The sequence below is a fragment of the Enterobacter roggenkampii genome (assembly GCF_001729805.1).
GTDB lineage: Bacteria > Pseudomonadota > Gammaproteobacteria > Enterobacterales > Enterobacteriaceae > Enterobacter > Enterobacter roggenkampii.
Map to the genome: position 1 here is coordinate 2,078,434 of NZ_CP017184.1, position 25,582 is coordinate 2,104,015.

Annotated in this window: 22 protein-coding genes and 1 pseudogene; 16 read left to right on the forward strand and 7 right to left on the reverse strand. The window is 56.6% G+C overall.

Translation table 11 applies throughout. The annotated features are described in order from the left end of the window. Positions 1–155 precede the first annotated feature (155 nt). Positions 156–2,738, forward strand: a complete 2,583-nt coding sequence (locus tag BFV67_RS09750) for a bifunctional diguanylate cyclase/phosphodiesterase (protein ID WP_069598949.1) — start codon at positions 156–158, stop codon at positions 2,736–2,738. A 117-nt stretch (positions 2,739–2,855) separates the two neighbouring features. On the opposite strand, the gene uspF is transcribed toward BFV67_RS09750, so the two are convergent. Continuing rightward, a complete protein-coding gene (gene uspF, locus BFV67_RS09755; RefSeq protein ID WP_069598219.1) occupies positions 2,856–3,290 on the reverse strand; it encodes a universal stress protein UspF in 435 nt (144 codons plus the stop codon). A gap of 245 nt (positions 3,291–3,535) precedes the next feature. Further along, positions 3,536–4,207 carry an MgtC family protein gene (locus BFV67_RS09760; protein WP_025911395.1) on the reverse strand — a complete coding sequence of 224 codons (672 nt, stop codon included), beginning with the start codon at positions 4,205–4,207 and terminating at the stop codon, positions 3,536–3,538. Between the two features lie 457 nt (positions 4,208–4,664). On the opposite strand from BFV67_RS09760, the gene BFV67_RS09765 reads away from it, so the two are divergent. Further along, a complete protein-coding gene (locus tag BFV67_RS09765) occupies positions 4,665–5,870 on the forward strand; it encodes an MFS transporter (protein ID WP_069598220.1) in 1,206 nt (401 codons plus the stop codon). 20 nt (positions 5,871–5,890) lie between these two features. Here BFV67_RS09765 and BFV67_RS09770 read toward each other — a convergent pair whose 3' ends face one another. Beyond that, positions 5,891–6,880, reverse strand: a complete 990-nt coding sequence (locus BFV67_RS09770) for a 2-hydroxyacid dehydrogenase (RefSeq protein ID WP_008502392.1) — start codon at positions 6,878–6,880, stop codon at positions 5,891–5,893. 364 nt (positions 6,881–7,244) lie between these two features. Between BFV67_RS09770 and BFV67_RS09775 the strand changes: the two genes are divergently transcribed. The 5 genes from BFV67_RS09775 to BFV67_RS09795 all read left to right on the forward strand — a co-directional run bounded on the left by BFV67_RS09775 (position 7,245) and on the right by BFV67_RS09795 (position 11,693). Beyond that, positions 7,245–8,000: a DUF4225 domain-containing protein gene (locus BFV67_RS09775; RefSeq protein ID WP_023327356.1), complete on the forward strand. Its 756-nt coding sequence runs from the start codon at positions 7,245–7,247 to the stop codon at positions 7,998–8,000. A 2-nt stretch (positions 8,001–8,002) separates the two neighbouring features. After that, positions 8,003–8,326, forward strand: coding sequence for a hypothetical protein (locus BFV67_RS09780; RefSeq protein WP_008502390.1), 324 nt, complete (start codon positions 8,003–8,005; stop codon positions 8,324–8,326). Between the two features lie 214 nt (positions 8,327–8,540). After that, on the forward strand, positions 8,541–11,174 hold the full coding sequence (locus BFV67_RS09785; protein ID WP_069598221.1) for a YdbH family protein: 2,634 nt from the start codon (positions 8,541–8,543) through the stop codon (positions 11,172–11,174). Between the two features lie 2 nt (positions 11,175–11,176). Then, entirely contained in the window at positions 11,177–11,368 is a 192-nt protein-coding gene (locus BFV67_RS09790) for a YnbE family lipoprotein (RefSeq protein WP_008502388.1), read from the forward strand. Positions 11,369–11,375: 7 nt separating this feature from the next. Next, positions 11,376–11,693: a YdbL family probable chaperone protein gene (locus BFV67_RS09795; RefSeq protein ID WP_008502387.1), complete on the forward strand. Its 318-nt coding sequence runs from the start codon at positions 11,376–11,378 to the stop codon at positions 11,691–11,693. On the opposite strand, the gene feaR is transcribed toward BFV67_RS09795, so the two are convergent. Beyond that, a complete protein-coding gene (feaR, locus tag BFV67_RS09800) occupies positions 11,694–12,602 on the reverse strand; it encodes a transcriptional regulator FeaR (RefSeq protein WP_021241324.1) in 909 nt (302 codons plus the stop codon). 241 nt (positions 12,603–12,843) lie between these two features. On the opposite strand from feaR, the pseudogene BFV67_RS09805 reads away from it, so the two are divergent. Then, positions 12,844–14,342 (forward strand): annotated as a pseudogene (locus BFV67_RS09805) (aldehyde dehydrogenase family protein). 88 nt (positions 14,343–14,430) lie between these two features. Here BFV67_RS09805 and BFV67_RS09810 read toward each other — a convergent pair. The 3 genes from BFV67_RS09810 to paaZ form a co-directional block, all read right to left on the reverse strand. Then, positions 14,431–15,537, reverse strand: coding sequence for a GGDEF domain-containing protein (locus BFV67_RS09810; protein ID WP_023344047.1), 1,107 nt, complete (start codon positions 15,535–15,537; stop codon positions 14,431–14,433). 118 nt (positions 15,538–15,655) lie between these two features. Then, positions 15,656–17,929: a primary-amine oxidase gene (gene tynA, locus BFV67_RS09815; RefSeq protein WP_069598222.1), complete on the reverse strand. Its 2,274-nt coding sequence runs from the start codon at positions 17,927–17,929 to the stop codon at positions 15,656–15,658. Between the two features lie 205 nt (positions 17,930–18,134). Next, positions 18,135–20,174, reverse strand: coding sequence for a phenylacetic acid degradation bifunctional protein PaaZ (paaZ, locus tag BFV67_RS09820; RefSeq protein ID WP_069598223.1), 2,040 nt, complete (start codon positions 20,172–20,174; stop codon positions 18,135–18,137). A 101-nt stretch (positions 20,175–20,275) separates the two neighbouring features. On the opposite strand from paaZ, the gene BFV67_RS24395 reads away from it, so the two are divergent. From BFV67_RS24395 to paaG, 8 genes are read left to right on the forward strand one after another with little or no spacing between them, the layout of a single operon-like run. After that, complete coding sequence (locus BFV67_RS24395) at positions 20,276–20,449, forward strand: hypothetical protein (protein WP_162274153.1); 174 nt, start codon at positions 20,276–20,278, stop codon at positions 20,447–20,449. Positions 20,450–20,459: 10 nt separating this feature from the next. After that, complete coding sequence (gene paaA, locus BFV67_RS09825) at positions 20,460–21,389, forward strand: 1,2-phenylacetyl-CoA epoxidase subunit PaaA (protein ID WP_069598224.1); 930 nt, start codon at positions 20,460–20,462, stop codon at positions 21,387–21,389. A gap of 11 nt (positions 21,390–21,400) precedes the next feature. Continuing rightward, positions 21,401–21,688: a 1,2-phenylacetyl-CoA epoxidase subunit PaaB gene (gene paaB / locus BFV67_RS09830; protein ID WP_008502380.1), complete on the forward strand. Its 288-nt coding sequence runs from the start codon at positions 21,401–21,403 to the stop codon at positions 21,686–21,688. Positions 21,689–21,696: 8 nt separating this feature from the next. Beyond that, complete coding sequence (gene paaC / locus BFV67_RS09835; protein ID WP_069598225.1) at positions 21,697–22,443, forward strand: 1,2-phenylacetyl-CoA epoxidase subunit PaaC; 747 nt, start codon at positions 21,697–21,699, stop codon at positions 22,441–22,443. An 11-nt stretch (positions 22,444–22,454) separates the two neighbouring features. Further along, positions 22,455–22,952, forward strand: coding sequence for a 1,2-phenylacetyl-CoA epoxidase subunit PaaD (paaD, locus tag BFV67_RS09840; protein ID WP_008502378.1), 498 nt, complete (start codon positions 22,455–22,457; stop codon positions 22,950–22,952). 7 nt (positions 22,953–22,959) lie between these two features. Next, on the forward strand, positions 22,960–24,030 hold the full coding sequence (gene paaE, locus BFV67_RS09845) for a 1,2-phenylacetyl-CoA epoxidase subunit PaaE (protein ID WP_069598226.1): 1,071 nt from the start codon (positions 22,960–22,962) through the stop codon (positions 24,028–24,030). Beyond that, positions 24,027–24,794: a 2,3-dehydroadipyl-CoA hydratase PaaF gene (gene paaF / locus BFV67_RS09850; RefSeq protein WP_069598227.1), complete on the forward strand. Its 768-nt coding sequence runs from the start codon at positions 24,027–24,029 to the stop codon at positions 24,792–24,794. The genes paaE and paaF overlap by 4 nt, the downstream gene beginning before the upstream one ends. After that, positions 24,794–25,582, forward strand: coding sequence for a 2-(1,2-epoxy-1,2-dihydrophenyl)acetyl-CoA isomerase PaaG (gene paaG / locus BFV67_RS09855; protein WP_110973552.1), 789 nt, complete (start codon positions 24,794–24,796; stop codon positions 25,580–25,582). The genes paaF and paaG overlap by 1 nt, the downstream gene beginning before the upstream one ends.

Here is a 25,582-nt window from a genome sequence, read left to right on the forward strand (position 1 = left end):
CGAATTCAGGCTGTAAGAGAGCTAATAATTTGATCTGGATTGTAAAAATCAAATGTTCTTTAAGCTTAAGGGTTTTAACTATAAATTTTTATTATTCTTTGTCGATAAATAAAGGTGGCATAAAATTGACGTATTAGCAGTTAAGAAGGCGAATGATGACCCTACCTCTGAACAATCCCGGTTTTACGGATGCCGAGCCTTCTAAGGGGCTGATAAATAAAACCTTTACCTATATAGTGACATTGTTGATAAGTATTTTCATTGCGGCAATAATTTCCCTGCTATTAATAAAGAATAATGTTAATAAAATCAGCGATAAGCACGATGAATTTTTGTTAAGGAAAGCCCTGGATTCCCGCCAGGAAAGCATGCGAAGTCACTTGAAAGATAATGCTGAATGGGGAGATGCCTACAAACATCTTCATTTGAACACTGACGTTCACTGGGCATGGGATAAGCAGAACCTGGGTAAGTCCCTGTATGACAACTTTGGCTACGAAGGGGTGTTTATTCTCTCCCCGGAAGGAACCACGCGATACAGCGTGCTTGACGGGAAACTGAAGCTTCAGGATCTCGGGCGCTGGTTAGATAAATCAACCAAGGAGCGATTACTCCGTGAGGTGAGCGTTAACAATGGATTGCCGGTTTCTATACTCACGCTTATCGATTCCATTCCAGCCATTGTTTCTGCTGAATGGATAACAACGGGCGATGACGCGAGCGTGCAACCCTTGCCGGGGAAACCGTCGATAATGGTGTTTGTAGACAAGTTAACGGCTAAAAAACTCCTCGCGATTGGGCAGGATGCCGGTATTAAAAATGTTCGTACGTCACCTGATGCAGTCACTTCTCAAATAAACAATCAAACAGAATTTACCTTAAGCACCCAGAATGGTGATGTGCAAATTATCTGGGACGGTGAAAACCCCGGCCAGGCGTTGATTATTTATTTTTTACCATTACTCATTCTTTCAGTTATTCTGACGGTATCGATGACGGTTATTCTCATGCGCCATATTATGCAGAAGGCGAGAATGCTTGACGAAAATACCTTTCTCCTCGAGCAGGCGCGGTTGAATCTTATCACCAGTGAAAAACGATTCCGGGACGTCAGTGAAACAACCAGCGACTGGTTCTGGGAAACAGATTTATCGTTAAAGATAACCTGGCTTTCAGGTCGTTTTTCTACAGTAACGGGATATGAAAATAGCAAATGGATAGGCCGCAGGCTGGATGAGCTCTTTCCTTCTACAACCGGATTATTACAAGACTGTGTGAGGTTCAGGGAATTAACTGAACGCTTTGAATTTAAGAGCTGTCCTTATATTCATGCGCAACAATCTACGGCCTATTGCACGCTTCTGGCAAAGCTTTCTGCTCAGCCTGATGGAACGGTGGTCTTGCGAGGCGCGGCAACCGACGTTTCTCTGGAAGTTGAAGCAACTAAACGGGTGGAGTTCCTGTCACGTCATGATGAATTAACCGGTCTGCCGAACCGCTATCATATTAAGGAATTTCTGGCAGGCCAGTTGGCTAAAGAAGACCTTAACCATTATCCCTTTGCCATGATTTGCCTCGATTTAGACAAGTTTAAACCCGTCAATGATATTTTTGGGCACTCCACGGGGGATGCGCTGCTTGGCGAGGTCGCTCTACGTCTTAAAAATTGCGTTCGTCGAGGTGATTTTGTCGCACGGCAGGGAGGGGATGAATTTATGCTTCTTCTCGGCAATACCAGCCAAAAAGACCAGATTGATGAGGTGTGTCACCGCATCGTACAGGAACTCAACCGTCCTTTCTCCATTGAGGGTAATGATGTCGCAATAGGCGTAAGCATGGGGATTGCGCTGGCTCCCCTGGATAGCAGCAGCGCAAACGATCTTTTACGCTATGCCGATATTGCGCTTTACCAGGCTAAGCAATCCGGCAGAAACAGATGGGTCTATTATCGCCCGGATATGTCGGAAAAGTTAACTGAACGGAGAAAACTGGAACTCGAACTGAAAACCGCGATTCGCGAAGAGCAACTCTATCTGGTGTACCAGCCGCGTTATAACCTCCGATATTCTAAGATAGAGGCCGTCGAAGCGCTGGTACGTTGGCAGCACCCGCACCGAGGGACGATGATGCCCGATCAGTTCATCCCGCTGGCTGAAGAAACAGGTCTGATTATTAACCTCAGCAACTGGGTCATACGCAAAGCGTGTGCGGAGACAAAAGATAAATTGCCGGGGCTATCGGTATCCGTAAATATTTCCGCTATCGAATTCCAGGCAAGCGATCTTGCTGAAAGGATAAAAGAGATCCTGCACGAAACAGGGCTAGAACCTGACCGACTGGAAATAGAAGTGACGGAAAATGTCACGCTTTCCGATCCTGAAAAGACCTTGCAGACCATGAAGGCTCTCAAAAAAATGGGCGTCCGTATTTTGATTGACGATTTCGGTACCGGCTATGCCTCTCTGAGCTATCTCCGGAAGTTTCAGTTTGATGGACTCAAGCTCGACAAGAGTTTTATTTTTACCCTGGCCGATTCTCCACAGAACCAATCAGTCGTAGAAAAAATTATCGATCTGGGTAAGGCCTATTCAATGGCGGTCACTGCAGAAGGGGTGGAGACCACCGAACAGCTCTCTTTTCTTAAAAAAAATAGATGTGATGAAGTTCAGGGCTACTTGCTTGGAAAACCGGCTTCCATTACGGAATTAAATTTAAACGCAAACAGAATAGATCTTTAAAGTGTGCTTCCATCAGCTTCACACGCTTTACGCCGGGAAGCGAAAATGAAAAACCGGGCTTCTCGCCCGGTTTTTTGTCATCTGCTATCTGACCGTATACAGAGGCGCAAGCGCGTTCTATCTAACGACCAGCACAGGGCATTTCGCATGCCGCACCACAGCCGCAGCGTTCGAACCCAACAGATACGTCGATATGTCAGGTTTGTTGGAGGCAATGATAATCAGGTCGGCGCCGATTGTGTCAGCGAGCTTAAGGATTTGATCCTTAGGCGATCCCGTCACGGCGTGAGTCTGTATCTTATCTGCAGGAATTTTGAATTGCTTAACAATCTCATCCAGTTTCGCTAAAGCAGCGTGCTGGAATTCTTTCATCTTCGGCATTTCCACGGAGTAGGCCAAACCTAACGATGAATAATAGGGAAGCGATGGAATGACAGTAAGAAAGTGAACCTTGGCCGTGTTAAGTGCGGTGTGTGCCTGAACGAACGGGATAACCATGTGCGTCAGGCTATCCTCGGAAATGTCAATGGGAACCAAAATTGAGTTGTACATGTGTCCCTCCTGAGTGTTTTTCACACAACTCAAGGTAGATCGTTAATTTCAGCAAAACAGAGAGCAGGGTGTCATAACGGGTACAAATTTCGGTTATGTGATAGGCGTACAGTCGAACCTGTCCGTGATCTTGCCAACGTGGCGTGACAACGAACAGGGACATCCGGGGATGAATCTCTTCGCGTCACGGTCCGTTTTCTGCAAAACGGCAAAGCCTCAACCGGGCGCAATGCCCGGTATCGTGTTCATATTGCGTGGCAGCTTACGGAAGCCATAATTTTATTCCCGCCGATATTACCCATAATTAGCTCGAGTAATTTCCGGTATTCCTCACGGGTCATTACCTCGGCCCGTATTTCAGTTTTTCCTTCTGCTTGCGCCGTATCGCAATAAATGGCTTTCAGACTCAACGTCAACTCTTTCGCCATGTTGACCACACTCTGCCGCACCGCATCTTCATGCTCGTCATCACAGGTGATTTTCAGGACATAGCATTTTTCGCCTTCATGGAGCGCGGGCAGTTGATTAATCCGCTGCGCAGCTTCGCGAAGCAGGATGTTGGCGCACAGAATAATCACGCTGGCCATACCGGCATTCCAGAATTGACCTAATCCACATAGCACGCCAATTCCGGCCGAACACCACAGCGTCGCGGCGGTATTAAGACCGCGAATATTCATTCCCTCACGCATAATAACGCCAGCGCCAAGAAAGCCTATTCCGGAGACAATCTGCGCTGCAATACGCCCCGGGCTATCGGGTGACGTCGAGAGGGAACTTAAAATAAACACGGCCGCACCCGTTGCAACCAGAGCATTGGTACGAAGCCCGGCCATACGCTGGCGCCACTGTCTTTCCGCGCCAATAATTGCGCCCAGCAGCATCGCTGCGAGCAGATGAGAGATATAAGGGAACATCAGCCTGTCGCCTGTTAACATGGTTACACGATAAGCGTCAGCGCTTCACAAAGCACAATATGACGCCGTTAAAACGCAAAGCATGTCAGCGCGAGGGCGGCGGAAAGAGTGAATGATGAAACATGAACATCGCGATGCCCCAAAAATTTGGTCGTTCTTAATGTATTGGGATGCAATCACGTCAAGAGGATTGCTGCCCACCCTTAAGGTAAGCAGCGAGAAAATCGCGTCAGCTTACCTTCGTATCGACGATAAAATAACTTTCCAACGAAGGACTCCTGTGAAAATTTATTGCCAGTATAGTCAGGGCCGATTATGAGTAAAGTGAAAAAACATCGTCCGTTATGAATTGTTTAAGTTCGGAAAGCATGTTTTTTAAGACGTCATCTGATTTTCAAAAATACCCGGTATACTACATTTTCTTTTTTACAGGCGATAACAGACAAAGGCAGGAAGTATGTCTCTTCGTTCGCTGCGGGCATTGTGCCTGACAAGTTTTTTCATTGCGGATGTCCGCGATGGCCTCGGTCCTTTTCTCGGTATTTTTCTGACCGAACGCCACTGGGCTCCCGATGATATCGGCATTCTGATGACGGCCGGTGGGCTGGCGGGACTACTGGCCACGCTGCCGGCGGGATTCATCACCGACACCTCGCGCAGCAAGCGGACCGTGCTGGCGCTGGTGTGCCTGCTCATCACTCTTAGCACGCTCTTGCTCTGGTTTAGCCAGCAGAGCGCTGTTGTCGCCGTTTCGCAAATTGTCTCCGGTATCTGCGCGGCGTTTGTCGGTCCGCTGATCGCCGGAATTACCCTGGGGCTGACCGGCCAGAGCGGATTCAGCGCGCAGATGGGCAAAAATGAGGCGTTCAATCACGGCGGCAACTTTGTTACCGCACTGATTGCAGGGGGCATTGCCTGGTACTGGGGCGTCGGCGGAATTTTCCTGCTGATGACCTGTACCACGCTGTTAACGCTCTGCGCGCTGCTTGCCATTCGCAACGGGGATATCGACAACGACGCGGCGCGTGGGCTGTCCTCTTCCGCGAGCCTGCCGGTTCCCGGATTTGCCGTGCTGATAAAAAACCGGGCGCTGTTGGTGACCGGACTGACGCTGCTGCTCTTTCACCTGGCGAACGCCGCGCTGCTGCCGATGCTGAGCATGAGGGTGGCCGCCGCGCCCGCCTCGATCAACCCCGGTTTGTACGCGGCGGGCACCGTTATCATCTCCCAGGCCGTGATGATCCCCGTCGCCATCTGGGTCGCCAACCGAATAGACCGCTACGGCTACTGGCGCTTAATTATGCTGGCGCTACTGGTGATGCCGGTGCGCGCGGCGCTGGCGGCGTCGACGGATGCGCCGTTAATGATGATCCCGGTACAAATTCTCGACGGCCTGGCCGCCGGGATCCTGGGTGTCGTCGTACCGTCGTTTATTGTGGTGCTGCTGCGCGGAAGCGGGCACGTCAATGCCGGGCAGAGCGTGGTGATGTTGATGCAGGGAGTAGGGGCATCCATGAGTCCGGCATTAACCGGGACGATCGCCGGTCATTACTCGTTTGCGACGGCATTCAGTGTCCTGAGCGCGATTGCGCTGGCTGCCGTCCTGCTCTGGTGGCGCGTTGCGCACCGGAGCTGGGAAACAAACGCGCCGGGTGAGGCTTAGCCGCCCACCCGGCGTAGCACTTAAGCCAGCTCGTTAGGGCACGCTTCGCCCTTTTCCAGCTGCTGCAGGTTCCCCAGCGTGGTTTCAGAAATGCTGATCAGCGCTTCGGCCGTCAGAAACGCCTGGTGACCGGTAAACAGCACGTTATGGCAGGCAGAGAGGCGACGGAACACGTCGTCCTGGATGACGTCATTAGACTTGTCTTCAAAGAACAGATCGCGTTCGTTCTCATACACGTCCATCCCCAGCGCGCCAATCTTCTGGGTCTTCAGGGCTTCGATAGCAGCCTGAGAATCAACCAGCCCGCCGCGGCTGGTGTTGATGATCATCACGCCATCCTTCATCTGGTCAAACGCCGCCTGGTTAAGCAGGTGATAGTTTTCCGGCGTCAGCGGACAGTGCAGGGAAATCACGTCGGACTGCGAGAACAGGGTCGGCAGGTCGACGTACTCCACGCCCAGATCCAGCGCTGCGGCGCTTGGGTACGGATCGAATGCCAGCAGACGCATGCCAAAGCCTTTCAGAATGCGCAGGGCAGCCACGCCAATTTTACCGGTGCCGATTACGCCAGCGGTTTTGCCGTACATGGTAAAGCCGGTCAGCCCTTCCAGCGAGAAGTTGGCGTCACGGGTGCGCTGATAAGCGCGGTGAATACGACGGTTGAGGGACATCATCATGCCAATCGCATGTTCAGCCACCGCTTCCGGGGAGTACGCCGGAACGCGCACCACCTTCAGACCCAGCTCTTTTGCCGCGTCGAGGTCCACATTGTTGAAGCCCGCACAGCGCAGGGCGATGTACTTCACCCCCTGTTTTTTCAACTCTTCCAGCACCGGGCGACTGCCGTCATCGTTTACGAAAATGCAGACGCCTTCACAGCCGTGCGCCGTTTTGGCGGTTTTTTCGGACAGCAGAAAGTCGAAAAATTCAAGCTCAAACCCGTAAGCCTCGTTAACATGTTGCAGATACTTTTTGTCGTACTGCTTTGTGCTGTATACCGCGAGTTTCATAAGACTTTCTCCAGTGATTTTGCATTCACGTTAGCATGATTAAAATTATCTTACAATTTCTAAAATATTATTGAATTCAATAAGTTCTATCAATTATTCTAGAGCATATGTGCACCCTAACTCCATGATATTCATATCCACCGATTTCTTAAGCGGGACTGACACCAGCGACATGTCTGCTTGTTTTACTCTAAGGGGGCTATGGGGGAGACTAAAGTCACAACAAGTGCGTATGTTTGGGTAAGTGGTTTCCCAATGCTTGAAAATGTGACTACCTTTAGCTGTTAAAATGACGTAGCTCTTTGAATGTCCTAACATCGAAGGTAGTATTATTACTATCATTTTAAAATGACAGGGAGACCGAATGTACAACCATAATCGGGATAAAAGTCATTTCGAAGAGAAAGTCTTAGAGATTGAAAATCTTGCGCAGCGAATTGCCACAAAGCATTTGCTTTATGGTACCGCTGGTATGTTTTTTGAAACTCAACAACTTGTTGCTCACCTGAGAAGGGAGATCGAGTCGCATTGCTTGACCTGGTCAGGCGGGATTCAATTACTTGATGAACAGATACATCATCTTAAGGAACAGGATGATTTACTCACCTTCAATAAAGCTAAGTTATTTATTGTTGTTGAAAAAAACCGAACAACAACGACGACTTTAGCGCTTAAACAGATCGGTTTCGTTGCCGGTGGGGCGCAAGTGTATGGGGGCGCTAGTTTATGCGTCGGTTCGCTGGGTCTGGCCTGTGCTGCGTATGGTGCACCTATGATTACTCATGGGCTAAACAACATGTATGAAAATGGATACTATCTTCTTTATCGTGAAGATCGGTCTGGCACGCTAAGAGATGCTTATCGTTACGTAGCAGCGAAACTCGGCTATGGGAATAATGAAGCTGATATTGTCTATGGAGTAGTTGATATCTCTTTATCAGCCTATGGCGCGGGCAGGAGAGTACTGGCTCCCCGAGAAAAATCCTGGAGTCTGTTTCGCAACATTGAATCTGATTATATCAGAGGATGGCAAGAGGCTTCTAAAACAGCGATGGCTCTGGATTTAACCAGTGGAAGCGTCACAGGTTGGCAGATGTACCAGATAGCTAAAGAGAATTAATTATGTCGGAACAATTCGAGTTGTCATTAACCCCACCGATTCTACCTGCCGTATGCTATTTTATTGTATCTATTGTCGTTTTTTTCTTGTTGTACCTCGGGAAACTCAAGGTCAACAGGCTTCATAAATATCCTCTGTTCATTGCCTATACGCTATTTGTGATAGCCATCGCAGCCATTCAAATTAACGTTTTTGCCAACGGCTATGAGTTTGTTAGCGGTTTTTTACATATTGATTTTGATCCCTGGCGGTACGACTCGGTGTATTGGGGGTCATTGATATTCGCCATGCTTTACCTGCTGGCAATGCCACGGAATAGGTATTAATGTCGCAAATCTGCTCTGCGATTATTCTTGAACTTATGCGTAACCAATTGAACCGAAACTATATTCTTTAGGTTACGCATAGCAAAAAAATTACCGCTTACTATTACAGCATCTATTCTTAACTTGGCGTCAACTTCAACTCAACCGCTAAACATGCGACAATGATCGGCACTGCCGGCTTAATTCTTTCGCTAAATCAGGATATTAACTGCCCATGAAGGGTAAATACAAAGCCGCTCTTGCGCTTTTACTGCTGTTCATATTGTTGCCGCTGACGCTGCTGATGACGCTCGCTCAGTGGGTACCGACGCTCGCCGGGATCTGGCTTCCCGTCGGGACGCGCATCGCGTTCGAAGAGAGTCCGAAACTGACTCGCCGCGCGCTGGTGATCCCCGATCTTCGCTATCTGGTGGAAGACTGCGAAATTGCCCGCATCGATAACGTGACGCTGTCACACCCCAGCCGCTGGAAGCTGGATATCGGCGCGCTGGATCTTAACACCGTCTGCCTGAGCAAAATTCCCCAGTCGGCGCCCTCAACGGTCGCCCCCAAAACGCTGGCACAATGGCAGGCAGTGTTACCCAATACTTGGCTCACGATTCACCGTCTGACGCTGTCGCCCTGGCAGCAGTGGCAGGGCGAGCTGCAGGCGTCGCTAACCCCGTCCAGCCAGGAGATCGCCTATAAAGGTGAGCAGGTCAGCATTAAAGGCACGCTTCGCGGTCAGACGCTCTCGGTCAGCCAGTTCGATGTTCAGCTCCCGGATCAGCCGCAGCCGATTAAGCTGGTGGGCGAGTTTACCCTGCCGCTGGTGCCGGACGGCGTGCCGGTGAAAGGCCACGCGGTGGCGACCTTTAACGTGCCACAGTTAACGTCTCTGGTCGATGCCGATCTCGACTGGGAAGACAATCAGGGACAGCTGGTGGTGATGGCGAGAGACAACCCCGATCCGCTTCTCGACCTGCCGTGGAAGATCACGGCGCAACAGCTCAACATCAGCGACGGGCGCTGGAACTGGGATCTCTCGGGTATGCCGCTGAGCGGACGGGTGTCCCTTCGCGCCGACAACTGGCAGCAGGGGCTGGAGAAAGCCACCCTGACCGGACGACTGAACGTCTTGACGCAAGGCGATGCGGGTAAAGGCAACGCGGTACTGAATATTGGGCCCGGCAGGCTCAGCATGGAAAACAGCGACATGCCCCTGCACCTGAGCGGCGAGGCGAAGCAAAACGATCTCATTCTTTACGCCAAATTACCGGCAAAACTGACCGGCAGCCTGTATGAACCGCAGCTCGCCTTTGAGCCGGGCGCGCTGCTTCGCTCGCGCGGGCGCATCATTGACTCGCTCGATATCGATGAAATCCGCTGGCCGCTGGCGGGCGTGAAGCTCACCCGGAAGGGGGTGGACGGTCGTTTACAGGCGATTCTGCGCGCCCATGAAAACGAGATGGGCGATTTTGAACTCCACCTGGACGGTCAGGCCAACGACTTTTTACCCGATAACGGCCTGTGGCAGTGGCGCTACTGGGGCAAAGGTGGCTTTACGCCGATGCATGCCCGCTGGGATGTCGCCGGGAAAGGCGAGTGGCGCGACAACCTTATTGAGCTGACGGCGCTCTCCACCGGCTTTGACAAGCTTCAGTACGGCACGATGGAGGTCAGCACGCCGCGTCTGGTGCTTGATCGGCCTGTACGCTGGCTGCGCGATGCCGAAAAACCAACCTTCAGTGGGGCGTTGTCGCTCAACGCAGGGCAAACCCGTTTCTCCGGCGGCAGCGTGTTGCCGCCCTCGGTCCTGACCTTCAGCGTCGACGGCACCGACCCGACGATTTTTCAGTTTAAGGGTGACCTCCATGCGGACAACATCGGCCCGGTACAGGTGAACGGACGCTGGGATGGTGTGCGCCTTCGCGGGCAGGCCTGGTGGCCGAAACAGTCCCTCACCGTATTCCAGCCGCTTATTCCGCCGGACTGGAAAATGACGCTGCGCGGTGGGGAGCTTTATGCGCAGGTCGCCTTCTCGGCGGCGGCCGATCAGGGCTTTGAAGCGGGCGGGCATGGGGTGCTGAAATCCGGCAGCGCCTGGATGCCCGACAACCAGATTAACGGCGTCGATTTTGTGCTGCCGTTCCGCTTCAGCGAGGGCACCTGGTCTCTGGGCACGCGCGGTCCGGTCACGTTGCGCATCGGTGAAGTGGTTAACCTGGTGACCGCGCGCAACATTACCGCGGATTTACAGGGCGATTATCCCTGGACGGAGGACAATCCGCTGCTGCTCACCAACGTGAAGGTGGAAACCCTCGGCGGGAAGATCACCATGCAGCAGCTGCGAATGCCGCAGCACGATCCGGCCCTGCTGCGGGTGGACAATATCTCCTCGAGCGAGCTGATTAGCGCCGTCAATCCGAAACAGTTCGCCATGTCGGGGCCGGTCAGCGGGGCGCTGCCGTTCTGGCTGGACAACGAAAAATGGATCATTAAGGATGGCTGGCTGACCAACCCGGGGCCAATGACGCTGCGCATCGACAAAGATACGGCCGACGCCATCGTGAAAGACAATATGGTCGCGGGCGCCGCGATTAACTGGCTCCGCTACATGGAAATTTCGCGTTCGTGGACGAGACTCAATTTAGATAATCTGGGTGAATTAACCATGCAGGCGACCATCAAGGGGACCAGCCGGGTCGATGGCAAAAGCAGCTCCGTCAACCTGAACTATACCCATGACGAGAATGTCTTTACCCTCTGGCGCAGCCTGCGTTTTGGAGACAACCTGCAAACCTGGTTTGAGCAACACGCGGCGATACCCGGTCTCCGCAGTTCGACTGGCAAGGAAAGTGAGGAATAACAATGAAAAAGATGGCTGGTGCGCTCACCGTTGCCGTTGCCGCGCTACTGTCCGGCTGTACGCCGCGCATTGAAGTCGCTGCGCCAAAGGAGCCGATTACCATCAACATGAATGTCAAAATCGAACATGAGATCCACATTAAGGTCGATAAAGACGTTGAAACCCTGCTGAAATCGCGCAGCGATCTGTTCTGAGGATGCCATGAAACGAGTAGCTCTGATTTTGCTGGCGCTGGGGATGAACGTACAGGCCGCTACGCTCACCCTCAACGATGCCCGGGCCCAGGGGCGCGTGGGGGAAACCCTCAGCGGTTATCTGGCCCCGATTCAACAGGATGCCGAAACGCTGGCGCTGGTCAATCGCATCAACGCGGCGCGCACGGAAAGCTACCAGAAGCTGGCTGACAGCAATAATTTGCCGGTCGATGAAGTGGCCAAAATGGCAGGGCAAAAACTGGTTGCTCGCGCCCAGCCGGGCGAGTATGTGAAGGGCATTAACGGAAAATGGCTGAAAAAATAGCTAGCGGTAGCGCTTGCGGTATTCACCCGGCGAAACGCCAAAGCGCTGCTTAAACGCCGTTGAAAAATGGCTATGGTCGGTGAACCCCCAGCTGTAGCCAATGCCCGCCAGCTTTTCGTCATCACCGGCTGCGCGCAGCACCTCCGCGCAGCGATCCAGGCGGCGGTTTTTAATGTACTGCGCAACCACCAGCCCCTTCTCGGCAAACATACGGTAAAGGCTGCGCACGGACATACCGCTTTCGGCGGCAATCCATTCCGGGCGCAGCGATTCAGACTGAATATGGTCGTCAATCAGCGCCACCACATGCTGGAACTGGCGCTCCTTACGCGGCTGAATGATTTCGCGCTGCTGGAAAGCGGGGCGCAGCAGGCAAATCATCGCTTCGAGCGCCGCTTCACTCTCCCGGTCACTCAGGCTGGCATTGCTCATGCTCTCCATCAACAGGCGATGGCTTAGCTGCACCGTGGGCAGCGTGCGGGAAAGGGCGGTGGCGCAGCTTATCTCCTGAAAACGGCACTGCTGCTCAATAATCTGACGGGGAACCAGGAGCGAAATCTGGCGGGATTTTTCCTGCCAGTTGATCGAGCAGGGGCGTGAGGCGTCAATCAGCGTGATATCCCCGGTTCTGAGTACCGCGCGACGGTCATCCTGCTCAATCTCCGCGCTGCCTTCGAGCTGAAACACGGTATAGAACCAGGCATCGTTACTCTGTTTGATCTCCTCACGGGAGCGGAACAGGTTGACACCACCGGCGGTGACGGTGCTGAGCTTCAGGCTGCGCGCATAGCTGGTCTCCAGCTCGCCGTAGAATCTGCCCCCGGTGGGCTGCGCGTTAAAACGCCCGCAAACCTGGTTAATTTGCGCCAGCCACTGCTGATACTGTTCCTGCTCGCTTGCACACGCCATCGTTTCTCTCACTGCACCGTCAACGTTTTCGCATTGTTGCATTTGTGTTGCATTTTGTCAGAGCTATGAGGCTGACTATAGGAAAGAACACTCACCGGTAACAGCGATATAAGCGGCAATTATCGCGATTTGCGGCGCCTGTCACAGGTGGCAAAGCGAATGTCACAGAGACAAAAGCGAGAATGCAAAACCCCTCTTAGACTGGATGAACACCCTGCGAAGAATAACGAAGGAGTATCCTATGTCTGAATCACTGGTGGCTATTCAGCCTGCCGTGCAACAATTTTTAGACCGACAGCATGGCCTGTGGATTGAAGGGCGTCAGGCCGCGTCGGACAGTGAAAAGCGGCTTAATGTCTACAACCCGGCCACGGGCGAGGTGATTGCCTCAACTGCCGATGCCAGCGTCGACGACGTTGATCGTGCCGTCATGTCCGGCTGGCGCGCCTTTGTGGCCCGTACCTGGGCCGGAAAGCTCCCGGCGGAGCGCGAGCGGATCCTGCTCCATTTCGCCGATCTCGTCGAACAGCACGGCGAGGAGCTGGCTCAGCTTGAAACGCTGGAGCAGGGCAAGTCCATCAACATCTCCCGTGCCTTTGAAGTCGGCTGCACCCTGAACTGGATGCGCTATACCGCCGGGCTGACCACCAAAATTGCGGGCAAAACCCTCGATCTCTCCATCCCGCTACCGCAGGGGCACGCTATCAGGCGTGGACGCGTAAAGAGCCGATTGGCGTGGTGGCCGGGATCGTGCCCTGGAACTTCCCGCTGATGATCGGCATGTGGAAAGTGATGCCAGCGCTGGCCGCGGGCTGCTCTATCGTCATTAAGCCGTCGGAAACCACGCCGCTGACCCTGCTGCGCGTGGCGGAACTCGCCAGTGAAGCGGGCATCCCGGACGGGGTGTTCAACGTGGTGACCGGCAGCGGCGCGGTGTGTGGCGCAGCGCTGACCTCGCACCCGCATATTGCGAAGGTGAGCTTTACCGGCTCAACGGCAACGGGTAAGCAAATTGCCCGCGCGGCGGCGGACACGCTCACCGGGGTGACCCTGGAGCTGGGCGGGAAAAACCCGGCAATTGTGCTCAAGGATGCGGACCCGGCATGGGTAATCGAAGGCCTGATGACCGGCAGCTTCCTGAACCAGGGGCAGGTGTGCGCGGCCAGCTCGCGTATCTACATAGAGGCCCCGCTGTTTGACACGCTGGTCGGCGGGTTCGAACAGGCGGTGAAATCCCTTAGCATCGGGCCGGGCATGTCGCCGGAGGCCTTTATCAACCCGCTGGTGTCGCGTGCGCACTGCGACAAGGTGCAGTCCTTCCTTGATGAGGCGACGTCGCGCAACGCGGAGCTGATCGTCGGTAACCGTGGTCCGGAGGGCAAAGGCTATTACGTGTCGCCGACGCTGGTGGTGAACCCGGATGCCTCGCTGCGGCTCACCCGCGAAGAAGTATTCGGTCCGGTGGTCAACCTGGTACGCGTCGCCGACGGGGAAGAGGCGCTCCAGCTGGCAAACGACACCGAATATGGCCTGACGGCCAGCGTCTGGACGCAGAATATCAGCAAGGCGCTGGAGTACACCGACAGGCTGCAGGCGGGCACCGTGTGGGTGAACAGCCATACGCTGATCGACGCCAACCTGCCGTTCGGCGGGATGAAGCAGTCCGGAACAGGGCGTGACTTTGGTCCGGACTGGCTGGACGGCTGGTGTGAAACCAAGTCGGTGTGCGTGCGGTATTAAAAAGCAAGCCGGGTGGCGGCTACGCCTTACCCGGCCTACAACGACTCGAACCGTAGGCTGGGTAAGCGCAGCGCCACCCGGCTTTTATCTACAGCGACCACCGATCCCGCCCGGCCTCTTTCGCCCGATACAGCGCCGCATCGGCGCGGGCGATAATCTCGGTGCCCGCGAGTCCCCCCGCCATCCCCGCAATCCCCATGCTCACGGTGACATGGTCGCTGACCGTCGAGGCGCCGTGCGGTATGGCCTCTGCGCGAAGGCCGTCCTGGATACGCAGGGCGACCTTTTCAGCGATGTTCTCCGGGCAATTAAACAGAATCACCAGAAACTCTTCGCCGCCGTAGCGTGACACCACATCCTCAGGTGTGCGCACCGACTGCTTAAGCACGCGCGCCACGCGCGTCAGACAGTCGTCACCCGCCTGGTGCCCGTAGGTGTCGTTGTAGCGCTTGAAGTAGTCGATATCCAGCATAATCAACGAGAAGGGCTTCTTCTGCTCAACCGCGTTCTCCAGCACCACCTCCATTTTCCGTCGATTGGCGGTTTTGGTTAACGGGTCCTGATGCGCCAGCGCATCCAGCCGCGAAATCAGCAGCTGATTCTGCTGGTTACGTCGCCAGGCTTCGTCAAACCAGCTCAGCAGAATAAAACGCCCGCAGATCAGAATCAGCGTAAAGACGCTCCAGATAACAACGAAGTGAAGGTTGAGACCATCGTTTCGTATCCAGCTTGCTATCGGCAGGGTGATCCAGAGCGGGAGCACAAAGGCGAGCAGCCCTTCAGGGTAAAAATAGAGCGCCGTCAAACCGGCGAGTAACAGAATAACGCACAGCGGCCAGACGTGCGGCAGCAGCAGCTGGGTGATAAACCAGAAGCAGGAGACCGACCAGATGGCGCTGCAGATAAACAACACCACGCTGATGCCGGCGATGCGCCGCCAGGCCATAAGGATCAGCGCAGCCGAGAGGATGATAATACCGAGCATGGAGGCATCGACGATTCTCGTCAGCTGCGGCGAGTGGGGATAAAGAGGATCGCTGGCCTTAAGCAGAACGTGTCGCAGCAGAATCATCACCGCGAAGCTGATATTGACGAAGGCCAGCCACGGCAAGTTCATCGCCAGTCCATGCATGACCATGGCCTGGCGCGTTGGCCAGGTTGCCCGTTCCAGCGTCGGTTTTTTTCTTTTTTCCATAAAGCCCTTTCCCGTCCGGGGGATAAATCATGCAGGTGAGATATCAGTAACTATAAGCAAGCCAGGACGATCCTCAAACGCCAGGGCAAAAAAAACCGGGCAATTGCCCGGCGGATGGTTATTTTTCGTCTTTTTTCTTCCCGAGCGTTGGCGTCTCGTCGAAGAAATTCCACGGTTTAAGCAGGGTATGCACCCATTCCGTCGGCATAATCGGCCACTCCTCCGCGCGCGCCACGTGGGTGGTGCCGGTGGTCATCCAGACCACGTCATCCTGATCGTTCAGCGACTCGTTATCCTTGCTGTACTGCCCAAGTCCCGTGTCGTGGATAGAGCGGTTCGGGAATTTCCCTTCCGGGTAAAGCTCATCAGGGTGGTAGCGGGTCACCCACAGCTGTTTGTCCATAAAGCTCAGGCGATGGTAGATCCACTCGTCCGGGGCAAATTTCGCGCCGGTTGCCACCGGGTGCGTGCCGCCCGCGTAAGGGATGATCTGGTACGATACCGGGTTGCCCATGCGGTTCTCTTTGCTGGTGTTGCTCAGCAGTCGAATCGTGCCCGGGTCGAACTTCTGCGCCGCCTGCTGCTCGGTATCAATATCGTACTGATTAATCTGCATGGTGCTGGTGCGCGGGCCCCCGGCGGTGTTCGGCTTCACTTCCGGATCCATCGCCACCAGCTTGTTGTTGATGCCGTCCACGTCCATATCAAGACGGAAGTTGTAGATGTGCTGGTGCGTGGTGCCCACGATGTTGTGGTCGATCAGCGTGCCGTATTTAGTGTCATCTTTGGCGGTGGCGTCGTGCATGGTTTTCGCCTGAACGCCTTTCACCGCCTCGATACCCGTCGCGCCGGCGTCAATGCCGATGGTGCCATTTTCATGGAACACCCAGTCGAAGATGTAATCGTAGTTGCCCACGGTACTCACCCAGCGCACCACCAGTTCGCGGCGCTCGGTGCTGACGTTAGGCTGGCCCATCTCCTGATGCTTATATTCCGGCCCCGCGTAGCGTTCGAAAATCGCAATCGCGCGCGGGATCTCCATCGGCGCGCCGGTGTAGTCCGGGATAGTTTCGTTGAGCATCACCGCGTTGGACGGCACGTCTTTCCCGCGCACCAGCGGCGAGGTCAGGGTGCCCATGCCGTAGTCGCCGGAATCAAGATAGGCCTTGAAGTACCAGCCCACGTCCGGATCGCCGTAAGGGACGATCATGCCGCCGAGCGACCCCTGATACATAATCTGGCGTTTTTTGCCGTTGTCGTTATACGTGACGGTTGAAATCATCGGGCCGACGCGGGAGTCCAGGCTCAGGTGGAAGTCCCAGTTCTGCCAGTGCACCATATCGCCGGTAATGGTGTAGTTCTTGCCTTCCGGCTCAATGATGTCGAGCGGTTTTTTCGGCGTCTCTATACGGTCGCGGCCATCGTAGGGGCGCGGCGTCATCGGGACCGGAACAACGGCGCCTTCCTCAATCTTCTGGATTTTTTTCTGCTCAAGATCGACCACGGCCACCAGGTTCTCAATCGGGTGCGCCCAGTAGTTGCCGTCGCCGACGTCGAGATAGCTCACCACCTTCAGCAGGCGATCTTCCTGCTTCAGGCCGTCTTTACCGTCGAAATAGCCGACGGTCAGCGGCGTGGTAATCACTTTTTTCGGGTCGGTGATGCCGTGTTTTTTAAGCACCTCGGCAAACTCCGTGCTCTCGTTAACGATCTGCTGCACCGCGGTGAAATCATCCAGCAGCACCATGCCGTGCGCGTCTTTCACCGGCTCCCAGCGCAGGATTTTTTTATCCTTCAGATCCACCAGGCTTTCGATAACGTGCTTCCCATCGAGCATCACAATCTTCGCCTGACGCGGGGCATCCACAGCCGTACCGTTAAGCACAAAATCCCACACTTTGGCTTTCTCTGGCTCAGCAAGGGCAATCTGGGTAAAGCGGGTATTCGGTTTAAAATCCGTCGAGGCTTTGACAATCTCAACGGCTTGCTTAATTTCGTCCGCCGTCAGCGCGTTCAGCGGGTGAGGGCGTTTTTCAACCTGGAAAGTCTGGTCAAGACCGGACTGGAAAACATCATTGATGAAGCTGTCAGAGATAAAGGCTTTCTTGCCTTTCATCACCACCGGCACCTCGAGCTTGAGGGTTTTCCCGTTGACGATGGCGGTTTTAGCGCCCGGTTTGACCTTCACAAAGGCGCCGTCTTTCGCAATGGTGAACATCTGTGCGTAATCATCCCACTGCACGTCCGCGCCAAAGTCCTGCAGCGTTTTGTCCATCGGGACCATATGCGCCTCGCTGCCGTGGGCGAAAACAGGGGATTGCCAGGCGCAACACAGCGCAACGGCCATAGCCAGCGCCGTTCTACGGGCAGAAAAAGAAGAATTGCTTCCCATCGTAGACCTCATCTTGTTGTGTTTATTGTGTTGTGACAGCCTTATCCTGACAGGCGCCTGAGAAAAGCGTTTGCCTGCATCTGCCAGATTATTTGCCAGTCTTGCCAGGTTAAAAAAAGAGCGGGGCGATGTCACACCCCGGCTGGTCGTCGTAGGCCGGGTAAGCATCGCGCCACCCGGCAGGAAAGGCGGTGAAGGGAAGGTGTCAGAAATCCCCCTGCTGGCGCGCCACCAGCGTCAGGATGGAGTAGAGCGCCACGGCCTGCTGGTGCTGGTTGAAGATCTCAACCGCCCATTCCACCACGCCGGTTGGTTTTTCCTCGGCGGTACGCTGTTTCTTCAGCGTTTTACGCTTGCAGGTCAGACGCACCTGAATGGTATCGCCCGGTTTAACCGGCTCGATAAAGCGCAGGTTTTCCATGCCGTAGTTGGCAATGACAGGCCCAACGCCCGCATCAACGAACAGCCCTGCCGCGGCGGAAATCAGGAAGTAGCCGTGCACCACGCGCTCGCCAAAGATCGACTCTGCCGCGCCGATCTTGTCCATATGGGCGTAAAAGTGGTCGCCGCTCAGGCAGGCAAAATTCACAATGTCCGCTTCCGTCAGGGTGCGGCGCGGCGTCAGCAGGCTGTCGCCCGGCTGCAGCTCCTCAAAGTATTTGCGGAACGGATGCACGCGATCTTCCTGCACCGTTGCGCCACGCACCCACTGCTTGCCAATGGCGGCCAGCATGGTCGGACTGCCCTGAATGGCGGTGCGTTGCAGGTAGTGCTTCACCGCGCGCAGGCCGCCAAGCTCTTCGCCGCCGCCCGCACGTCCGGGACCGCCGTGCACTAGCTGTGGCAGCGGGGAACCGTGGCCGGTGGATTCTTTCGAGGCTTCCTCGTTGAGGATCTGAATACGCCCATGGGCGCGCGCCGCGCCGAGAATAAACTGGCGGGCAATGTCCAGGTCTGCGGTGACCAGCGTGCCTGCCAGGCTGCCGCCGCCCGCGCGGGCAAGCTGCATTGCGTGCTGTGCGTTGCGATACGGCATCAGGGTCGCGACCGGCCCGAAAGCCTCCGTTGCGTGGACGGCAGGGGTTTCATCCGGCTGCGGGCAGAACAGCAGGGTCGGCGGGAAGAACGCGCCCGCGGCCTGCAAATCCGCTTTGCCGCCCAGGCGGACCTGGCAGCCTGCGGCGATCAGCCGATCCACTTTCTCCTGCACGTCCGCGCGCTGTTCGGCGTTGACCAGCGCGCCCATCTTTACCCCTTCCTGCGCCGGGTCGCCCACCACCACCTTTTCCAGGCGGGCAACCAGCGCCTGGCTCACGGCGTCAATCTGGCTCTGCGGGACGATAATGCGGCGAATGGCCGTACATTTCTGCCCGGCTTTGGCGGTCATCTCGCGCACCACTTCCCGAATGAACAGGGCAAATTCCGGCTGCTCCGGCGTGACGTCTTCCCCCAGCACGCAGCAGTTCAGGGAGTCGGCTTCCATCGTGAACGGAATGGCATTCGCCACAATATTCGGGTGCACGCGCAGGCTTTGCCCGGTGCTGGCGGAGCCCGTAAAGGTGACCACGTCCTGGCTGTCGAGCTGGTCCAGCAGATCGCCCGCGCCGCCGCAGATCAGGCTGATGGCGCCGTCCGGCACCAGTCCGCTTTCCACGATGGATTTCACCATCGCCTGCGTCACCTGTGCGGTGGCGGTAGCGGGTTTGATAATGGCGGGCATCCCGGCAAGCCAGGTCGGGGCCAGTTTTTCCAGCATTCCCCAGCAGGGGAAGTTAAAAGCGTTGATGTGCACCGCCACGCCGGACTTCGAGGTCAGAACGTGACGCGCGGCAAAGCCGCCTTCTTTCGACAGCGGGATCGGCTCGTCTTCCGGCCACACGGTGTCATCCGGCAGCTCGCGGCTGCCCAGGCTGGCGTAAGTGAAGAGGGTGCCGATGCCGCCTTCGATATCGACCCAGCTGTCTGCTTTCGTCGCCCCGGTCTGGGCGGACAGGGCATAAAACGTCTCTTTCTCGCTAAGCAGGTGCTTTGCCACCGCCTTCAGCATGGCTGCGCGTTCGATAAAGGTCATCGCGTGAAGCGCTTCGCCGCCGCGCTCAATCGCATAGCGACGGGCGGCCGCCATGTCCAGCCCTTCGCTGGTCACGCTCCACAGCGCTTCGCCACTGATGGCGTGATGAATAGTGCGTTCGCGGCCCCGGCCAGACTGCCAGGTGCCGGACAAGAAGCTGGCTAACTGCTGCATCGCTTATCTCCAAATGTTACGTGATTTACCCATTAATAGTTTGATCGTGAATCATAAAAATCAAGCCGAGTTTTTAATGAATTGTTAACGATGTGATCTGGATGGATGAATCACAGAATACCAAGGCCCGCTTATCAAGGCTTTCAGCAAAAGCCTTGCGAGCAGCATCACAAAACAAGCAAACAATTCTTGGGGTTATATTTAACCTTTGTGTAACTTTTAAAAAACAAAGTGATTCATCATTACGCTTTAATTTGCAAACTAACGAATCATAAAGGTGATGACGTGACGCAAGAACAACGGTTTGAGCAGCGCATAGCGCAGGAGACGGCGATTGAGCCTCAGGACTGGATGCCTGACGCCTACCGTAAGACGTTGATCCGCCAGATTGGCCAGCATGCGCACTCCGAAATTGTCGGCATGCTGCCGGAAGGGAACTGGATCGCCCGCGCCCCGACGCTGCGCCGTAAGGCGATCCTGCTGGCGAAGGTGCAGGACGAAGCCGGACACGGGCTTTACCTCTACAGCGCGGCGGAAACGCTGGGCTGCGCGCGGGAAGACATCTACCAGAAGATGCTCGACGGCAAGATGAAATACTCCTCCATCTTCAACTATCCGACCCTGAGCTGGGCCGATATCGGCGTGATCGGCTGGCTGGTGGACGGCGCGGCCATCGTCAACCAGGTGGCGCTGTGCCGCACCTCCTACGGTCCGTATGCCCGCGCGATGGTGAAAATCTGTAAAGAAGAGAGCTTCCACCAGCGTCAGGGCTTTGAAGCCTGCATGGCGCTGGCGCAGGGCAGCGAGGCTCAGCGCCAGATGCTGCAGGACGCCATCAACCGCTTCTGGTGGCCGGCGCTGATGATGTTCGGGCCGAACGACGACAATTCGCCGAACAGCGCCCGCAGTCTGGCGTGGAAAATCAAACGCTTTGGCAACGACGAGTTGCGCCAGCGCTTTGTCGACAACACGGTGCCGCAGGTGGAGATGCTGGGCATGACGGTGCCCGATCCCGACCTGCATTTTGATGAAGAGAGCGGTCATTATCGCTTCGGCGAGATCGACTGGCACGAGTTTGACGAGGTCATTAACGGGCGCGGCATCTGCAACCACGAACGCCTGGCCGCCAAACGTAAAGCCTGGGAAGAGGGGGCGTGGGTGCGGGAAGCCGCACTGGCGCACGCGGAAAAACAACACGCCCGCAAAGTGGCTTAAGAGGAATCACGATGAGCAATGTCTACTGGCCGCTGTACGAAGTGTTCGTACGCAGCAAACAAGGGTTATCCCACCGTCACGTGGGCAGTCTGCATGCCGCCGACGATCGCATGGCGCTGGAAAATGCGCGTGATGCCTACACCCGCCGCAGCGAAGGCTGTTCTATCTGGGTGGTGAAGGCGAGCGAGATTGTCGCCTCCCAGCCGGAAGAGCGCGGCGAGTTCTTCGACCCGGCGGAAAGCAAGGTTTACCGCCACCCGACGTTCTACACCATTCCTGACGGCATCGAGCATATGTGAGGCAAAGAATGAATTCAGTGACTGCCTATGCCCTGCGTCTGGGCGACAACGGTCTGGTGCTCTCCCAGCGTCTCGGTGCCTGGTGCGGCCACGCGCCGGAGCTGGAGATCGACCTCGCGCTCGCCAATATCGGCCTCGATCTGCTGGGACAGGCGCGCAATTTCCTGACCTATGCCGCGGAGCGGGAAGGCCAGGGCGATGAAGACATGCTGGCGTTTGGCCGCGATGAGCGGCAGTTCCGCAACGTCCTGCTGGTGGAGCAGCCGAACGGCAGCTTCGCCGACACGATTGCCCGCCAGTACCTGATGGATGCCTGGAACGTGGCGCTGTACGAACGCCTGACCCAAAGCCGCGACGGCCAGCTTGCCGCCATTGCCGCCAAGGCGATTAAAGAGGCGCGCTACCACCTGCGCTTCAGCCGCGGCTGGCTGGTGCGTCTTGGCGACGGGACAGAAACGTCTGCGCAAAAAATGCAGCAGGCCATCGACAGCCTGTGGCGGTTTACGGCCGAGCTGTTTGACGCCGATGACGTCGAGCTTGAGCTGATTGAGTCCGGCGTGGCGGTTGACCCGCGCCTCCTGCGCCAGCCGTGGGAAAGCGAAGTGTATGCCGGTCTGAATGAAGCCTGCCTGCAGGTGCCCGCCGAGGTGGCGTACCGCACCGGGGGCAAGCAGGGGCTGCACACCGAACATCTGGGCCCGATGCTGGCGGAAATGCAGTATCTCCAGCGCGCGTATCCCGGTCAGCAGTGGTAAAGGAGAACGCTATGCAACGCCTCGTCGACATCGCGCCTGCGCAAATTCCGCAGATCTGGGCGCTGTTAAGCCAGATCCCCGATCCGGAAGTGCCGGTGTTAACCATCACCGATTTAGGCATGGTGCGCAGCGTGAAGGCGCAGGGTGAAGGCTGGGTTATCGGCTTCACGCCCACCTACTCGGGCTGCCCGGCGACGGAACACCTGCTGGGGGCGATCCGCGAGGCGATGACCGCGCACGGCTTTACCCCGGTGCACATTGTGCTCCAGCTTGAACCCGCCTGGACCACCGACTGGATGACCCCCGACGCGCGCGAGCGCCTGCGGGCGTACGGCATCAGTCCGCCCGTGGGGCATAGCTGTCACGCGCACGCCCCGGTGGAGGTGAGCTGCCCGCGCTGCGCCAGCACCGACACCGCGCTTATCAGTGAATTTGGCTCGACGGCCTGCAAAGCGCTCTACCGCTGCAATTCATGCCGTGAGCCCTTCGACTATTTCAAATGTATTTGAGGCTGCCATGACAACGTTTCATTCATTAACAGTGGCAAAAGTGGAACCCGAAACCCGCGACGCGGTGACCATTACCTTTGCGGTGCCGCAGGCCCTGCAGGAGGCCTACCGCTTCCGTCCCGGCCAGCACCTGACGTTAAAAACGACGCTTGGCGGGGACGAGCTGCGCCGCTGCTACTCCATCTGCCGAAGTACCGCCCCGGGCGAAATCAGCGTGGCGGTCAAAGCGATTGAGGGCGGGCGCTTCTCCCGCTATGCCCGGGATGAGATCAAAGCGGGCATGGCGCTGGAGGTGATGGTTCCTCAGGGGCAGTTTGGCTACCAGCCCCTGGCCGAACGCGAAGGCCACTACCTGGCGATTGCGGCAGGCTCCGGGATCACCCCGATGCTGGCGATTATCTCCGCGACGCTTGCGACCGAACCGAACAGCCATTTCACCCTGATCTACGGCAACCGCAGCAGCCAGAGCATGATGTTCCGCCAGGCGCTGGCGGACCTGAAGGACAAATACCCGCAGCGGCTGCAGCTGCTCTCTATCTTCAGCCAGGAGCGGCTGGACAGCGACCTGCTCTATGGCCGCATCGACGGGGAAAAGCTGCAGGCGCTGGCGAAAACCCTGATCAACTTCCGCCAGTATGACGAGGCGTTTATCTGCGGCCCGTCTGCCATGATGGATGACGCGGAAGCCACGCTGAAGGCGCTGGGGATGCCGGACAAATCCATTCACCTTGAGCGCTTTAGCACCTCCGGAATCACCGTTAAGCGCGCGGCGCACGTGCAGGCAGAAGGACAGAAAGTGACCGTTCGCCAGGACGGGCGCGACCGTGAAATCACCCTGGCGGCGGACGACGAAAGCATTCTGGATGCCGCCCTGCGTCAGGGAGCGGATCTGCCGTATGCCTGCAAGGGCGGCGTTTGCGCCACCTGTAAATGCAAAGTGCTGCGCGGGAAGGTGGACATGGCGACCAACTACAGCCTGGAGCCGGACGAGCTGGCCGCCGGGTACGTACTGAGCTGTCAGTCGCTGCCGTTAACCGCCGATGTGATCGTCGACTTTGACGCGAAGGGGATGGCATGAGCGAACTGATTGCTACCCGTCATGGCCGCGTGCTGCAGCTGACGCTGAACCGTCCGGCGGCGCGCAACGCCCTCAACAACGCGCTGTTGACCCAGCTTGCGGAACAGCTTGAGGCCGCCGCTGTGGATGCCGACATCGCCGTCTGCGTGATTTACGGCAGCGAGCGCTGCTTTGCCGCCGGGGCCGATCTCAACGAAATGGCGGAGAAAGACCTGCCTGCCACTCTGAACGATATTCGCCCGCAGCTGTGGGCGCGAATCAACGCGTTTCCTAAACCGCTGATCGCCGCCGTAAATGGCTTCGCGCTGGGGGCGGGCTGCGAGCTGGCGCTGCTGTGCGACGTGGTGATTGCCGGTGACAACGCCCGTTTCGGCCTGCCGGAAATCACGCTCGGCATCATGCCCGGCGCGGGCGGCACCCAGCGTCTTATCCGCTGCGTCGGTAAATCCCTGGCCAGCAAAATGGTGCTGACCGGCGAGAGCATTACCGCAGAGCAGGCGCTGAGCGCCGGGCTGGTGAGCGACGTTTTCCCGGCGGCGCTGACGCTGGAGTATGCCCTGAAGCAGGCGGCCCTGATGGCGCGCCACTCGCCGCTGGCGCTGCAGGCGGCCAAACAGGCGCTGCGCCAGTCCCAGGAGGTGCCGCTCCAGGCCGGTCTGGCCCAGGAGCGCCAGCTGTTTACGCTGCTTTCTGCCACCGAAGACCGCCGGGAAGGCATCGACGCCTTCTTACAAAAACGCACTCCCGACTTTAAAGGACGCTAATTGTGGAATTTATTCTCAGTCATGTAGAACAGGGCGTGATGACCCTTACGCTGAACCGTCCGGAGCGTCTGAACAGCTTTAACGACGTGATGCACCAGCAATTGGCCGAATGCCTGAAACAGGCCGAGCGCGATGACACTATCCGCTGCCTGCTGATCACCGGGGCTGGACGCGGCTTCTGTGCCGGTCAGGACCTGAACGACCGCAACGTCGACCCCAACGGCCCTGCGCCGGATCTGGGCATGTCCGTGGAAACCTTCTACAACCCGCTGGTGCGCCGCCTGGCAAAGCTGCCGAAACCGGTCATCTGTGCCGTTAACGGCGTAGCGGCGGGCGCGGGCGCCACGCTGGCGCTCGGGTGCGACATGGTGATTGCGGCCCGTTCCGCCAGCTTCGTGATGGCCTTCAGCAAGCTCGGCCTGGTGCCGGACTGCGGCGGCACCTGGCTGCTGCCGCGCGTGGCCGGACGCGCCCGCGCCATGGGGCTGGCTTTGCTCGGTGACAAACTCAGCGCTGAACAGGCGCAGGCGTGGGGGATGATCTGGCAGGTGGTGGATGACGAGCAGCTTTCCACCACGGCACAGCAGATGGCCTTGCATTTTGCGTCGCAGCCGACCTTCGGGCTGGGGCTGATCAAGCAGGCGATCAATGCCGCGGAAACCAATACCCTGGACGCTCAGCTCGATCTCGAGCGCGACTATCAGCGCCTGGCCGGGCGCAGCGACGACTACCGCGAGGGCGTCAGCGCCTTCCTGGCGAAGCGCGCGCCGAACTTTACGGGGAAATAA

Coding starts and splice junctions, on each gene's coding strand:
- BFV67_RS09750 (WP_069598949.1), top strand. CDS start 156: ATGACCCTACCTCTGAACAATCCCGGTTTTACGGATGCCGAGCCTTCT.
- uspF (WP_069598219.1), bottom strand. CDS start 3,290: ATGTACAACTCAATTTTGGTTCCCATTGACATTTCCGAGGATAGCCTG.
- BFV67_RS09810 (WP_023344047.1), bottom strand. CDS start 15,537: ATGGAAAAAAGAAAAAAACCGACGCTGGAACGGGCAACCTGGCCAACG.
- BFV67_RS09760 (WP_025911395.1), bottom strand. CDS start 4,207: ATGTTCCCTTATATCTCTCATCTGCTCGCAGCGATGCTGCTGGGCGCA.
- paaF (WP_069598227.1), top strand. CDS start 24,027: ATGAGCGAACTGATTGCTACCCGTCATGGCCGCGTGCTGCAGCTGACG.
- BFV67_RS09765 (WP_069598220.1), top strand. CDS start 4,665: ATGTCTCTTCGTTCGCTGCGGGCATTGTGCCTGACAAGTTTTTTCATT.
- paaZ (WP_069598223.1), bottom strand. CDS start 20,174: ATGCAGCAGTTAGCCAGCTTCTTGTCCGGCACCTGGCAGTCTGGCCGG.
- tynA (WP_069598222.1), bottom strand. CDS start 17,929: ATGGGAAGCAATTCTTCTTTTTCTGCCCGTAGAACGGCGCTGGCTATG.
- BFV67_RS09780 (WP_008502390.1), top strand. CDS start 8,003: ATGTCGGAACAATTCGAGTTGTCATTAACCCCACCGATTCTACCTGCC.
- BFV67_RS09785 (WP_069598221.1), top strand. CDS start 8,541: ATGAAGGGTAAATACAAAGCCGCTCTTGCGCTTTTACTGCTGTTCATA.
- paaD (WP_008502378.1), top strand. CDS start 22,455: ATGCAACGCCTCGTCGACATCGCGCCTGCGCAAATTCCGCAGATCTGG.
- paaC (WP_069598225.1), top strand. CDS start 21,697: ATGAATTCAGTGACTGCCTATGCCCTGCGTCTGGGCGACAACGGTCTG.
- BFV67_RS09790 (WP_008502388.1), top strand. CDS start 11,177: ATGAAAAAGATGGCTGGTGCGCTCACCGTTGCCGTTGCCGCGCTACTG.
- BFV67_RS09775 (WP_023327356.1), top strand. CDS start 7,245: ATGTACAACCATAATCGGGATAAAAGTCATTTCGAAGAGAAAGTCTTA.
- BFV67_RS09795 (WP_008502387.1), top strand. CDS start 11,376: ATGAAACGAGTAGCTCTGATTTTGCTGGCGCTGGGGATGAACGTACAG.
- feaR (WP_021241324.1), bottom strand. CDS start 12,602: ATGGCGTGTGCAAGCGAGCAGGAACAGTATCAGCAGTGGCTGGCGCAA.
- paaE (WP_069598226.1), top strand. CDS start 22,960: ATGACAACGTTTCATTCATTAACAGTGGCAAAAGTGGAACCCGAAACC.
- BFV67_RS09770 (WP_008502392.1), bottom strand. CDS start 6,880: ATGAAACTCGCGGTATACAGCACAAAGCAGTACGACAAAAAGTATCTG.
- BFV67_RS24395 (WP_162274153.1), top strand. CDS start 20,276: ATGGATGAATCACAGAATACCAAGGCCCGCTTATCAAGGCTTTCAGCA.
- paaB (WP_008502380.1), top strand. CDS start 21,401: ATGAGCAATGTCTACTGGCCGCTGTACGAAGTGTTCGTACGCAGCAAA.